We start from the raw sequence: 12,406 nt of genomic DNA, 5'->3' as shown, positions 1-12,406 counted from the left end.
GATGCAGCTGAATACTTTTTTAAGCTCAGATGAGCTGAACCAAGACTTTGCCAAACGCCTTATTGCCATTTTGTCGGATGCCATAACCAGCCGCGGTCAGGCGTATTTAGTGGTGTCGGGTGGCCGGACGCCACAGGCATTATTTCAGCAGTTAAGTCAGACAGAGCTTGATTGGTCTAAAGTCACTATCACTTTAGCCGACGACAGGTTTTTGCCAGACAGCGAAGCCGACAGCAATGAAAGGCTGGTGAAAGCCAGTTTATTGCAACAAAACGCCGCTAAAGCACGTTTTATCAGTTTGTACGCGCCTTTTGATAAAGCAGAGCAAGCAGTGCCAGAGCTGTTAAAAAGGGTTGCTGATTTACCCACTTTTGATGCCGTGATTTTGGGCATGGGTGAAGATGGTCATACCGCGTCGTTATTCCCCTGCAGTAAAGAAGTGCAGGCGGGTATGGCAGCGGATGCACCGGCACTTTTGGCGGTAAATCCGACAACAGCGCCTTATCAACGTATCTCTTTTAGTAAAACAAGATTACTCAACAGCCGTTTTTTGTTTTTGCACCTGGTGGGCGACTCCAAGCTCAGAGTGCTGGAACAGGCAATGGCCAGCCACGACGAATTGGCCATGCCAATACGTGCATTTTTACACCACACTGATCCAGAAATATCAGTGATGTTCGCAGCCAAGTAGAGGTCAACATGCATCCGGTTATCCAGCAAGTGACAGACAGGATCATCGCCCGCAGTGAAAAATCACGGGCGATTTATCTAAGCAGAATTGAACAGGCCCGTGCCAAAGGCCCACATCGGGGTGCCCTGGCTTGCGGCAATCTGGCGCATGGTTTTGCTGCCTGTAACAAGCAGGAAAAAGCGGATTTACGCAGCCTGACCAAAGCCAATATCGGTATTATTTCCAGTTACAACGACATGTTGTCGGCGCATCAGCCTTATGAAACTTATCCGGCTTTAATTAAAGAAGCAGTAGCGCAGGTAGGTTCAGTGGCGCAGTTTGCCGGTGGTGTGCCAGCCATGTGTGATGGTGTGACCCAAGGCCAGCCTGGCATGGAGCTTAGTTTATTAAGCCGCGACATTATTGCCATGTCGGCCGCTGTTGGCTTGTCACACAATATGTTTGACGGCGGTTTGATGCTGGGCATTTGCGACAAAATAGTGCCGGGTTTATTAATGGCGGCGTTAAGTTTTGGTCATCTGCCTTTTGTGTTTGTACCGGCAGGCCCAATGCCATCTGGTATTCCAAATAAAGAAAAGGCGCGGGTGCGTCAGCTTTATGCAGAAGGCAAAGTAGGTAAAGAAGAGCTGCTGGAATCAGAATCTGCTTCTTACCACAGCGCCGGTACCTGTACTTTTTATGGCACTGCCAACTCTAACCAGTTAGTGGTGGAAATGATGGGCCTGCATTTACCCGGCTCTTCTTTTGTCAACCCAGGCACGGCGCTTCGTGATGAACTGACTAAAGCTGCCGCCCGTCAGGTCACCCGTTTAACAGATTTAGGCGCTGACTATATGCCAATTGGCCATATTGTGGATGCCAAAGCCGTGGTGAACGGTATAGTTGGTTTATTGGCAACAGGCGGCTCTACCAACCACACCATGCACTTGGTGGCGGTAGCGCGCTCGGCCGGTTTTATTGTCAATTGGGACGATTTTGCCGATTTATCCAATGCCACACCGCTACTTACCAAAATTTATCCAAATGGTCAGGCCGATATCAACCACTTCCAGCACGCCGGTGGTATGGCTTATCTGATGAAAGAGTTGCTGGACGCCGGATTACTGCATGAAGACGTCAACACAGTGGCCGGTTTTGGCCTGCGCCGCTACACCCAGGTGCCGGTATTACAGGACGGTCAGCTGGTATGGGTGGACGGTCCAACCGCATCTTCAGATGAAACAGTGTTAACTTCGGCCGCCAAACCCTTTAAAGACCATGGTGGCCTGCAAGTGCTGTCTGGCAACGTTGGCCGTGGTGTGATTAAAACTTCGGCTTTGCGCCCTGGCACTGAAATTGTGAAAGCGCCTGCAGTGGTATTTTCCAGTCAACATGAACTGGACGCTGCTTTTAAAGCCGGTGATTTAGATAAAGATTGTATTGTTGTGGTGCGGTTCCAGGGGCCAAAAGCCTGTGGTATGCCAGAGCTGCATAAATTAACGCCGCCACTTGGCGTATTGCAGGACCGTGGTTTTCATGTGGCTTTAGTCACAGACGGCCGGATGTCGGGCGCATCAGGTAAAGTGCCTGCAGCTATCCATGTCACACCGGAAGCCATTGACGGTGGTGTGATTGCCAAAATTCAAACCGGCGATTTGATGCTGGTGGACGGTGAAACCGGCTTGTTGCAGCTGTTTGTTTCTGATGAAGAACTTGCCAAACGTGAAGCCGCCACCCGCGATATGTCCGACAGTTATTACGGCATGGGCCGCGAAATTTTTGGTGGCCTGCGTACCGTGTTAACAGGTGCAGAGCAGGGTGCTTGCAGCCTCTTTACCACTGAGGAACATCTGCATGGTTAATTTTGCCATTGTCGCTGATATTGGCGGCACCAACGCCCGTTTTAGCCGGGTGAATTTAACCACGCTGGAACTTGATCATGTGGTGGTGTACCCCTGCGCTGATTTTGCCACCCTGGCACTGGCGTTAAGTTATTACCGCAGCACGCAAAATTTAACCGACATCGCCCATGTTGCTGTTGCTATTGCCTGTCCGGTGAATGGCGACCTGGTAAAAATGACCAATTTCCACTGGCAGTTTTCTATCAGTCAAACCAAAGCAGAGCTGGAACTGGCTGAATTTATTGTATTAAACGACTTTACCGCTGTGGCTATGTCGTTGCCTGCCCTCAAAGCCAATGAAAAAGTGCAGTTTGGTGTGGGTGACAGCGACACCAACAAACCTATGGCAGTGCTTGGCGCAGGCACAGGTTTAGGTGTCGGTCATTTAATTCCGACTGCCCATGGTTTTATTCCGCTGCCTGGTGAAGGTGGTCACACCGACTGGACGGCGCAAAACGAACAAGAGTGGTTTATTCAGCGATATCTTGCTGCCCATTATGGCCATGTATCGCCGGAGCGCTTGTTATCTGGCCCTGGCATTGAAAGTTTGTATCTGGCCATTGCTGCTTATCGGGGCACTGAGGTTGAGCCTATGTCAGCCGCAGAAATCAGCAGCCATGCCCTTAATGGCAGCAACGAACTCTGCTCTGCTGTGATAAACCAGTTTTTTGCAAGTTTAGGCGCCTTGGCCGGCGATCTAGCCCTGACACTCAGCACCTTTGGTGGTGTTTATGTTGGCGGTGGCATAGTGCCCAAATTATTACCTTTGCTGGAACAGAGCGAATTTCGCGCCCGTTTTGAAGCAAAAGGCCGTTTTACCGACTTTAACCGGCGTATTGCCACTTATGTCGTCACTGCAGAGCAACCAGGTTTGCTGGGCTGCGCTGTCTACTTAAAACAAATTCTGGCGAGTTAAGCTTATGTCTTTTCAAAATTGGCAATTACAACCTGACACCCTGTTTGCACAAGGACCTGTGGTACCGGTTATTGTGATTAAAGATCTCGAAACCGCAGTGCCTTTGGCCAAAGCTTTGTTGGCAGGCGGCATTAAAGTATTGGAAGTAACACTTCGCACCCCGGTGGCACTGGAAGCTATAACATTGCTTGCCAAAGAAGTGCCGGACGCTATAGTTGGCGCCGGAACTGTGACAACACCTGAGCAATTGCAAAAAGTCATTGAAGCAGGCGCTAAATTTGCGATAAGCCCGGGTCTTACCCGTGAATTATTGGCCGCTGGTAAAGAAGCGCCTATTCCGCTGATTCCGGGTATTGCTTCTATTTCTGAGCTGATGGAAGGTACAGGTTTAGGTTATACCCATTTTAAATTTTTCCCGGCGGAAGCGGCAGGCGGAGTTAAAACCTTAAAATCAATTCATGGCCCATTTTCTGATATCCGTTTTTGCCCGACCGGCGGCATTAACGAAAAGAACTTCCTGGAGTATTTAGCCTTGCCCAACGTGCGTTGTGTCGGCGGCTCATGGATAGTGCCTGATGACGCTATTGCCACCGGCGACTGGCAACGTATCACAGATTTATGTCTGGACGCAGTGGCTAAAGCAAAATCGGTGTCGTAAAGACCTTATCAACTGCAGCGCTATCAGATTCTGCAGTGACTGAATGAGGCCCGGAGTGTCAGAGCCCGGGCTTTTTTATTCTGAGGCTGATTCAGCGGTAAAGCAGCTTAATGTCCGGCATTTTTATTGTCGGATTTAGGCAGTTGCAACTGTTGTTTGGGGTTTAGTGTGACGGCAATCATCGCAAGTGCTGTATCCAGTGCCTGCCAGAGTTTTGGGTTCAGGCACTGAGTTACATTCACCCGCATAAAAGAATCGGCATCTTGTTGCAAACTAAAATGGCTGCCAGGTGCCAGCACTATATGCTGTTGTTCCAGCAGTTCAGTAAGAGCCTTGGCGCCGACGCCTTGTGGCATCGTCAGCCACAACAAATATCCCGCATCCGGCTGATGCCAGGGGCGAAAACCCCGTTGTGCAAATTTACGGCTGACCTGTGTCATACAGTCCTGTAGTTTTTTGCGCAGTGCTTCCAGATGACGCCTGTAAGCACCGCCGGTCAGAATGTGATAGACAATCCGTTCGACCGTTTGCGAGGTTGAACTGCCGGTGATTAATTTTAAGTCGGTTAACGAGGCTATTTGTTCTGCGCTTGCCGCTATATAACCGACCCGTAAATCGGCTGAAATGGTTTTGGACAAACTGCCCAGATAAATACCACTGCGCAGACCGGTCAGGCTGGAATAACGCAGGCTGCTGTGTTGTTCAAAATCGGCGTAAATATCATCTTCAATCAATAAACATTGATGCTGCTTGAGTAACTCCAGCACGGCAAAAGCTTTTTGCGGACTGACACAGGTGCCCACCGGGTTTGATAACACTGAATTGGTCAGATAAGCCTTAGGTTGGTGTTCAGCAAGTAAAGTGGCAAGGGCAGTCAAGTCAGGGCCATCTTTGCAGCGGGGCAGTGACAACACTTTTAAATGGTACAACCTGAGCATGGCGAAAAAATTATAAAAACCCGGATCGTCCACCAGCACGGCGTCACCAGGTTTTAAATACAAACGTAAACACAAGTCCAGCGCGTGGGTGGCACTTGAAGTTAATAAAATTTGCTGGGGCTCAGCCGGAATATTCAGTTTAGCCAGATGTTCAGACAAGTAACGGCGCAATGCTATATGACCTTGCGCCGGGCCATAATCGCTGAGCGATTGGGGTTGCCTGGCCACTTCGCGCATGGCCTGGCGAATGGCAGCGGCGGGCAGCCATTCAGGTGTCAGCCAGCCGGCAGCAGGTTTTATGATGGACGATTCCCGTTGTAGGGTCTGGCGCATCAGTGCCACTTCACCAGCCAATAAACTCTGACCGGCCTGGGCTTCAGATAAAAGCGCCACAGGCTGGGTTCTTGCTACATAAACACCGCTGCCGGGGCGGCTCACCACCAGCGACTCAGCGGCCAATCTTTCATAGAGCTCAGCCACGGTAAATTTACTGACGGCTAAATCTGTGGCCAGTTGCCGGATAGAAGGTAATTTCATTCCAGCTGGCCAGTTGCCGGCATTGATCGCAGTGCGGGCCTGCTGCAGTAGTTGTTTTGACCAGGGTTCACTGCTGCTTTTATCCAGCTGAACTTGAATTGTCATGGTTTATTATCCTGTACAGTTTGGCCTGATGATTGCCAACTGTCCTGATTGTCTGGTTGATTGTCTTCTATAGTAGCTGCTCTGACAAGCTTGTACAGCGCCAATGCCGGGTGGTGGTTGGTTTGGTTTACCGGCTTGGAAAAAAACGAGAGGCAAAAGAACTTGGAGACCCCAACATGACTGTGACTAAAAGTGTGATATCAACGCCGGTTTGCGCTGAAAGTGCGCCGGCTGGGGAGACTTCCCGTCAGCACCCTCGTCAACTTTCCCGGCTGCATACACGACAAGGTTATTGGCAAGGTCTGGGCTGGGGTATGTTGGGGGTGTTGATGTTTTCCGGTGGTATACCAGCCACCAAGTTGGCGGTGGCAGAATTACCGGTTATTTTTGTTGGCACCGGCCGCGCTTTGGTCGCTGCTGTGCTCAGTCTGCTGTTGCTGTTGTTACTCAGACAAAAATTGCCAGAGCGTCGCCACTTTGCCGGATTGGCTGTGGTTGCTTTTGGTGCTGTGTTTGCGTATCCGGTGTTCTCGGCTATTGCAATGCAAACTGTGGATGCCAGCCACGGTACGCTGGTCAGCAGTATTATGCCGTTATTTACCGCTATATTCGGCGCCTGGCTCAGTGGACAATGGCCCAGAGCAGGTTTTTGGTTAGCTGCGCTGGCCGGCACTGTTGCTGTGATGGCTTATGCCGCCACTCAGGCGCAGGGCACTTTGGCTTTGGGGGATTTGTGGTTGATTCTGGCGTGTTTTTGTTGTGGTTTAAGTTATGCCAGAGGCGCTTTATTGGCTGCTGATATAGGCAGCTGGCAGGTTATTTGTTGGGCTTTGGTGTTTTCGTTACCAATTTTGCTGCCACTCTGTTGGTATTTTCAGCCTGAAAATTTTGATGTCAGCCTGCAAAGCTGGTCAGGTTTTGCTTATCTGTCCATCTTCAGTATGTTTTTGGGCTTTTTTGCCTGGTACAAAGGGTTGGCTTTAGGTGGGGTGGCGCATATCAGTCAGTTGCAATTATTAACGCCATTTTTGGCTTTTAGTTTTGCCGCTTTTTGGCTTGGTGAAGAAATCAGCCTGTTGCAGTGGTGGGTGGCTATTTTTGTGGTGGCGGCTATTGGTGTTGGCCGTAAGCTGGCCTGACTAAAGCCCGCAGGCTGTACCTACAATGCCGGGTTGTGATCCGCAGTGAAAAATGATGATAAGCAAGAATGCAACAGATGCCACACAACAATGCCGTGGCTGTTGCTGACAAAACAGCATATTCAGGCGTTCGGCTCAGCTGGAGCAGCTGCAGGCTACTCTGTGACAACAGCGTGAATATTGTGCTTTTTCGCAGCTATTGTTTTGTAATTTACCGCTAAAAAGCGTATAGTGGCGCGCCTTTTTCAGGGCATCTGTTGGGTCTGAAGCTTGAGTGCAAATTGCAGAGCAAACTTCCAACCCAAGCCATATTTAAAACGCCGCGGTAACACCGCGGCACCAAAGCCAGGCGAAAAAATCCGTGATAGCTACCGCAAATATTACTATGCAATTTGGCGCTAAGCCGCTGTTTGAAAACATCTCCATTAAGTTCGGTTCAGGCAACCGTTATGGCCTGATTGGCGCCAACGGTTGTGGCAAATCAACTTTTATGAAGATTTTAAGCCGCGAGCTCGAGCCAAGCGCCGGTAATGTGATGGTGGAGCCAAACATGCGTGTGGCCAAGCTGCACCAGGATCAATTTGCTTTTGAACAGTACAGTGTGATTGACACTGTGATCATGGGTCATGCTGAACTGTGGCGTGTGAAAGCCGAACGTGACCGTATTTATTCAAGCGCCGAAATGAGTGAAGAAGACGGCATGATAGTGGCCGACTTAGAAGTGGCTTTTGGTGAAATGGACGGTTACACCGCCGAATCACGCGCCGGTGAATTATTGTTAGGTGTTGGTATTCCGGTAGAACAACATTTTGGCCCTATGTCTGCTGTGGCACCGGGCTGGAAACTGCGGGTGTTATTGGCGCAGGTATTATTTGCCAACCCGGAAATTATGCTGCTGGACGAACCCACCAACAACTTAGATATCCATACCATTCACTGGCTGGAAGATGTGTTGTCGCAGCGTAACTGCACCATGATCATCATTTCGCACGACCGTCACTTTTTAAACTCAGTCTGTACCCACATGGCCGACTTAGATTATGGCGAGCTGCGGGTTTACCCGGGCAACTACGATGACTATATGTTTGCCGCCACTCAGGCACGCGAGCGTTTATTGTCTGACAACGCCAAGAAAAAAGCCCAGATTGCCGAGCTGCAAACCTTCGTTAGCCGCTTTTCTGCCAACGCTTCTAAAGCGCGTCAGGCCACTTCTCGTGCTAAACAAATTGATAAAATTCAGTTAGATGAAGTAAAAGCATCCAGCCGGGTAAACCCATTTATCCGTTTTGAGCAGCAAAAGCAGCTGTACCGCATGGCGCTGGAAGTGGAAGGTCTGGACAAGAGCTTTGGCGATTTACACTTGTTAAAAAACCTCAGCCTGAATATCGAAGTGGGTGAAAAAGTAGCCATCCTCGGTACTAACGGTATTGGTAAATCGACTTTATTAAAATGTCTGGTTGGTGAATTAAAGCCTGAAGCCGGTTTAGTCAAATGGTCGGAAAACTGCAATATCGGTTATTACGCTCAGGATCACGAATACGAATTTGCTGAAGACATGACTGTATTTGACTGGATGGCACAACATAAACAGCCATCAGACGACGAGCAGGCCGTGCGTGGCATTTTAGGCCGTTTGTTATTCTCGCAGGACGACATCAAGAAAAAAGTGAAGGTATTGTCCGGTGGTGAAAAAGGCCGCATGTTATTTGGCAAACTGATGTTACAACGCCCGAATATTCTGGTGATGGATGAACCAACCAACCATTTGGATATGGAATCTATTGAGTCACTCAATATGGCGCTGGAAATGTACAAAGGCACTTTGTTGTTTGTCAGCCATGACCGTGAGTTTGTATCTTCTTTGGCCACCCGTATTATTGAAATTACCGACAAAGATACCCGTAACTTTGTTGGCTCGTACGATGATTACCTGGCACAAACTTTAGCCCAGGGTTAATTGTTAAATCTTTGAAGTACAAGATAAAAAAGCTGCTGCGGCAGCTTTTTTTATATCTGTAAGACCAAAAAAAGTTTATTTCCGGTAATGCCGTTAAACGAAACACTCAGCCCCATCTTCAGCCAAAGATTTAATCATCATCAATCACCGAGTTTTTACCGCCATGCGAAATACGGTCTATTACTATCACGGCCGCCAGCAACTGCGCTGTCCACTCTGGTGCATAAATTTCTACACCATAAGTATCAGACCAGCTAAACCAGGCTTTGGAAACTGACGCCAACAAACGGCTTTGCTGGCGAATTTGATATTCGTGTTGCCACAAATTACCACTGATTTCGAGCTCGCCGGCAGGACCCATCACGCTAAAACGTGAAGTCCAGAATGGCCAGAAGCGTTTTTTAATCAGCCACTCAGTACCGTCGGCACATAACAGCCGGCAAGCGGGCAACAAAGTTAAATATTTACGTTTGATTTTTAATACTTCGCGGCCCGTCATGTCATATAAAGTCTGACTGCTGGAAATACTAAAAAATTTACCTTTGGCCTGCAGTACCACTGCACCGCGTTCATCCTGAATATCAAAACTATCGGTCAGGCTGAAAATTTTCTGCCGGATCTGGTATTTCATGGCGTTGCGTTTCCTTGCGTGTTTTTTCGCAAGATAATTGAATTTGTTCAAATAATAAAGCCACAACTGTAACAAGCTTTATTGCAGAACGTCCTGATGAGGAGGTTGTGTGACACAGGTTTTACAGCAGTTTTTTTGTGCGGCAGGGCTACAGCCGGTAGTTTCTGGTTTCAGCAAAGTTTATTTCAGCGCCTGAGTGGGATAACCAACTTGAATCCTATTGTCGTCAACACCATGTGTTTTATCAGCGGGTTATGCTTTGAACAGATCATTTATTTTGACTAAGGTGAACTTAAACCGGTTTTTTACTCAACCTGAAGGTAATGATGATGAAAATTAATATCGGCATTGACGAAAACGATCGTAAGGAAATTGTCGCAGGTTTAGCGGTACTGTTGGCAGACACTTATACCTTGTATTTAAAAACCCATAATTATCATTGGAATGTCACAGGGCCGATGTTTCAGGGGCTGCATACTTTGTTTGAAACCCAGTACAACGAACTGGCGCTGGCGGTTGATTTAATTGCTGAGCGGATCCGGGCATTAGGGGAGTTTGCGCCCGGCTCTTACCGCGAATTTGCCCGGTTAACCAGTATTAAAGAAGCGGAAGGTCATCTGAAGGCAGAAGAAATGATTAAAGATTTAGTACAAGGGCAAGAGGCTATTGCCAAAACAGCCCGTTCTATAGTGCCGGTTGCTGATAAATCCTCGGATGAACCCACACTTGATCTGTTAACCCAGCGTATGCAGGTGCATGAAAAAAACGCCTGGATGCTGAGAAGTTTAATTGGCTAAAACCCAATCAAAGCAAGCAGAAGGACTTCAAACGAAGTCCTTTTTTATCAGTCTGATATTTTGCGAAAGTACAGTGTGTCTCTGGCCGTCACAAGTTACTGTGTCGACAACAAATATTTACGCAGGTACGGTTTAAGGGCTTTTTTTGCATGGCACCATGACATAGGATGGTATTTCGATGTTGAGCTCCAGGGGAGACTTATGATTTTTAACCGTGCACTGAAAGAAGAAAACCAACAACTCAGGCTACAACTGAAAGAACTACAACAACAATATCAGGCAGAACTACAACAAAAAGACAGCCATATCCAAACGTTAAATGACGAGCTGATACAACTGCAACAGCAGCAACACCATCAGCAGCAGTGGCAACAACAGTCTTTTGCCGGCGCAGCAACTTTGGCGCTGGTACAACAGACGGTCAATCAGCTGGCCGATAGCCTGATTGATGAAAGAACGGCACTTGCCAAACTGGAAGATATTTTTGGCCAGACCCAAAGTGCCATCCGCACCTTAGAAAGCCGCTCCGTGCATATCACCGACCACGCCAATCAAAGTGCACAAACTGCAGCTGTGCTGGACGGCACCGCCAGCGCTATTACTCAACTGATTTCCAGTATTCAGGAAATTTCTGACCAAACCAATTTATTGGCGCTGAATGCGGCTATTGAAGCGGCGCGCGCCGGCGAAGCGGGCCGCGGTTTTGCCGTGGTGGCCGATGAAGTGCGGACTTTGGCCGGCAAAGCCAATGAAGCCAGCAAACAAATTGAAAACCTTATTCGTAAAGTGATAGAACAAACCAATAATATCAAGGCCATGGTGTCACAAAGCCAACAAAGTGCGGCCGATATTTCGGTGTCCAGCAGCCAGATCGATCAGGTGGTGAATGAAGTGATCAATCGCTCAGAAGCGATGAAAAAACTTATTCGTACCACCACCACTTTAACCTTTCTCAATGGCCTGAAGCTGGATTATTTAAGTTACAAAGCCGCTTTGTATCAGGCGTTAGCACAACACAACAAACCAGAAACCTCGCTTGCCGAACAAAAATTTCAAAGTTGGTGTGGCAGCAGTGGTTATGGTTATAAACATTATGGCCAGCTCAGTAGCTTTAAAAGTATCGAAAGGCCGCACCGTTTAATGCATGATGCCGCCCGTGAAGCTTACAACGCCAGTCAGACTGGTGATGAAGCCAGAATGAGCAACACATTGGCTGAAGTGGAGGCCCAATGTTTACTGGTGGTTCAGGCCATCAGCGCGTTGCAAAGGGATGTGGCAGCAGCCTGAGTCGCAGTCTTGAGAGGCCACCTTGCGCGTAGCCCTGGTCAAATGATGGGTGACTTGCCCGTTATTAAAGAACAGCAATTATAAAAACCACCCTGGCCGGGGTGGTTTTTTGTATGTTTTGCAGTAACGACCCACCCATGCTATTGCTGGTTATCGTCAATGCGGATGAATTTGATCAGCACTTTTTCCACCGGTTGGTGAAAAGCAACCGGCTTACCACCGGGGTTTTCCAGCCATTTTTCTGTGACCTTTACCGCCGCAATTTTATCCAGCACGGCTTCTCCTGCGATAAGCTGGCCAAAATGGGTGTATTTGCCATCTAAATGAGCACGCCGCTCAAGACAAATATAAAACTCAGTGCTGCCGCTGTTCGGATCTTCATCCCGTGCCATACCAAGACTGCCTTTGATTTGTTGTTTGTGTTGCGAGAACTCGCCGTCCAGCTGATATTTTTTATGGTCAGGATGTAGATCGTCGTTGATACCGGCCTGGATCACATGGCCTTTCACCACCCGGTAAAATTCTTTGCCGTTATACCAGCCGCTATTGGCCAATTGAATAAACTGGCTGGTGGTTTTAGGGGTTATTTGTTCATCCAGTTCAAAAGTCATGTCACCCAGATTGGTGCTGATCACAGCCCTGGTTTGCGCCTGTAACAGCGCTGCCGGGAACAGTAATAACAGCAATAACAGCCGGTATTTCATTTTTAGGTATCCTTGTGGAAACAGAGTTGACTGAGCAAAAAGCCAGCCTAACAGTGCAATGTACTGAAAAACAGCAGTCAGCACATTTTTTGTGACTGTTGTTGTTTTGCAGCTTGTGAAGTGACGGTTAAACACAGACCGGTATTGTGTTCACGAAGGGATCAGC

11 protein-coding genes are annotated in these 12,406 nt (G+C 48.3%); 8 read left to right on the top strand and 3 right to left on the bottom strand.

What is annotated here, in order from left to right:
• The first annotated feature begins 1 nt into the window (after position 1).
• From pgl to RCH83_RS01485, 4 genes are read left to right on the top strand one after another with little or no spacing between them, the layout of a single operon-like run.
• Positions 2-691: a 6-phosphogluconolactonase gene (pgl, locus tag RCH83_RS01500; protein WP_306518337.1), complete on the top strand. Its 690-nt coding sequence runs from the start codon at positions 2-4 to the stop codon at positions 689-691.
• Between the two features lie 8 nt (positions 692-699).
• Positions 700-2,532, top strand: coding sequence for a phosphogluconate dehydratase (gene edd, locus RCH83_RS01495; RefSeq protein ID WP_306518335.1), 1,833 nt, complete (start codon positions 700-702; stop codon positions 2,530-2,532).
• The gene (gene glk / locus RCH83_RS01490; RefSeq protein ID WP_306518333.1) at positions 2,525-3,487 is read left to right on the top strand and encodes a glucokinase; all 963 of its coding nucleotides are present in this window, start codon (positions 2,525-2,527) and stop codon (positions 3,485-3,487) included. Before edd ends, glk begins: the two co-directional genes overlap by 8 nt.
• A 4-nt stretch (positions 3,488-3,491) precedes the next feature.
• The gene (locus RCH83_RS01485) at positions 3,492-4,145 is read left to right on the top strand and encodes a bifunctional 4-hydroxy-2-oxoglutarate aldolase/2-dehydro-3-deoxy-phosphogluconate aldolase (RefSeq protein WP_306518331.1); all 654 of its coding nucleotides are present in this window, start codon (positions 3,492-3,494) and stop codon (positions 4,143-4,145) included.
• 107 nt (positions 4,146-4,252) lie between these two features.
• Here RCH83_RS01485 and RCH83_RS01480 read toward each other — a convergent pair whose 3' ends face one another.
• Complete coding sequence (locus RCH83_RS01480; RefSeq protein ID WP_306518329.1) at positions 4,253-5,725, bottom strand: PLP-dependent aminotransferase family protein; 1,473 nt, start codon at positions 5,723-5,725, stop codon at positions 4,253-4,255.
• Positions 5,726-5,901: 176 nt separating this feature from the next.
• Between RCH83_RS01480 and RCH83_RS01475 the strand changes: the two genes are divergently transcribed.
• Positions 5,902-6,864: a DMT family transporter gene (locus RCH83_RS01475; RefSeq protein ID WP_306518327.1), complete on the top strand. Its 963-nt coding sequence runs from the start codon at positions 5,902-5,904 to the stop codon at positions 6,862-6,864.
• A gap of 361 nt (positions 6,865-7,225) precedes the next feature.
• Positions 7,226-8,821 (top strand): ABC-F family ATPase, encoded by a 1,596-nt coding sequence (locus RCH83_RS01470; protein WP_306518325.1) that lies wholly within the window; start codon positions 7,226-7,228, stop codon positions 8,819-8,821.
• A 130-nt stretch (positions 8,822-8,951) separates the two neighbouring features.
• Here RCH83_RS01470 and RCH83_RS01465 read toward each other — a convergent pair whose 3' ends face one another.
• Complete coding sequence (locus RCH83_RS01465; RefSeq protein WP_306518323.1) at positions 8,952-9,452, bottom strand: LURP-one-related/scramblase family protein; 501 nt, start codon at positions 9,450-9,452, stop codon at positions 8,952-8,954.
• Between the two features lie 329 nt (positions 9,453-9,781).
• Between RCH83_RS01465 and RCH83_RS01460 the strand changes: the two genes are divergently transcribed.
• Both RCH83_RS01460 and RCH83_RS01455 read left to right on the top strand, forming a co-directional pair.
• Positions 9,782-10,249, top strand: coding sequence for a Dps family protein (locus RCH83_RS01460; protein WP_373689726.1), 468 nt, complete (start codon positions 9,782-9,784; stop codon positions 10,247-10,249).
• A gap of 201 nt (positions 10,250-10,450) precedes the next feature.
• On the top strand, positions 10,451-11,536 hold the full coding sequence (locus RCH83_RS01455) for a methyl-accepting chemotaxis protein (protein ID WP_306518319.1): 1,086 nt from the start codon (positions 10,451-10,453) through the stop codon (positions 11,534-11,536).
• 140 nt (positions 11,537-11,676) lie between these two features.
• On the opposite strand, the gene RCH83_RS01450 is transcribed toward RCH83_RS01455, so the two are convergent.
• Positions 11,677-12,240 (bottom strand): peptidylprolyl isomerase, encoded by a 564-nt coding sequence (locus RCH83_RS01450; protein WP_306518317.1) that lies wholly within the window; start codon positions 12,238-12,240, stop codon positions 11,677-11,679.
• Positions 12,241-12,406: the final 166 nt, after the last annotated feature.

Origin of the sequence: Rheinheimera sp., from assembly GCF_030824435.1 — a bacterium.
Taxonomy (GTDB): domain Bacteria; phylum Pseudomonadota; class Gammaproteobacteria; order Enterobacterales; family Alteromonadaceae; genus Pararheinheimera.
The sequence above is the reverse complement of the archived record's forward strand: the minus strand, read 5'-3'. Positions and strand labels throughout refer to the sequence as shown.

Excerpts from the sequence above, each read along its gene's own strand:
- RCH83_RS01480 (WP_306518329.1), bottom strand. The coding sequence starts at position 5,725 with ATGACAATTCAAGTTCAGCTGGATAAAAGCAGCAGTGAACCCTGGTCA.
- RCH83_RS01450 (WP_306518317.1), bottom strand. The coding sequence starts at position 12,240 with ATGAAATACCGGCTGTTATTGCTGTTATTACTGTTCCCGGCAGCGCTG.
- pgl (WP_306518337.1), top strand. The coding sequence starts at position 2 with ATGCAGCTGAATACTTTTTTAAGCTCAGATGAGCTGAACCAAGACTTT.
- RCH83_RS01465 (WP_306518323.1), bottom strand. The coding sequence starts at position 9,452 with ATGAAATACCAGATCCGGCAGAAAATTTTCAGCCTGACCGATAGTTTT.
- RCH83_RS01460 (WP_373689726.1), top strand. The coding sequence starts at position 9,782 with ATGAAAATTAATATCGGCATTGACGAAAACGATCGTAAGGAAATTGTC.
- edd (WP_306518335.1), top strand. The coding sequence starts at position 700 with ATGCATCCGGTTATCCAGCAAGTGACAGACAGGATCATCGCCCGCAGT.
- RCH83_RS01475 (WP_306518327.1), top strand. The coding sequence starts at position 5,902 with ATGACTGTGACTAAAAGTGTGATATCAACGCCGGTTTGCGCTGAAAGT.
- RCH83_RS01485 (WP_306518331.1), top strand. The coding sequence starts at position 3,492 with ATGTCTTTTCAAAATTGGCAATTACAACCTGACACCCTGTTTGCACAA.
- RCH83_RS01455 (WP_306518319.1), top strand. The coding sequence starts at position 10,451 with ATGATTTTTAACCGTGCACTGAAAGAAGAAAACCAACAACTCAGGCTA.
- glk (WP_306518333.1), top strand. The coding sequence starts at position 2,525 with ATGGTTAATTTTGCCATTGTCGCTGATATTGGCGGCACCAACGCCCGT.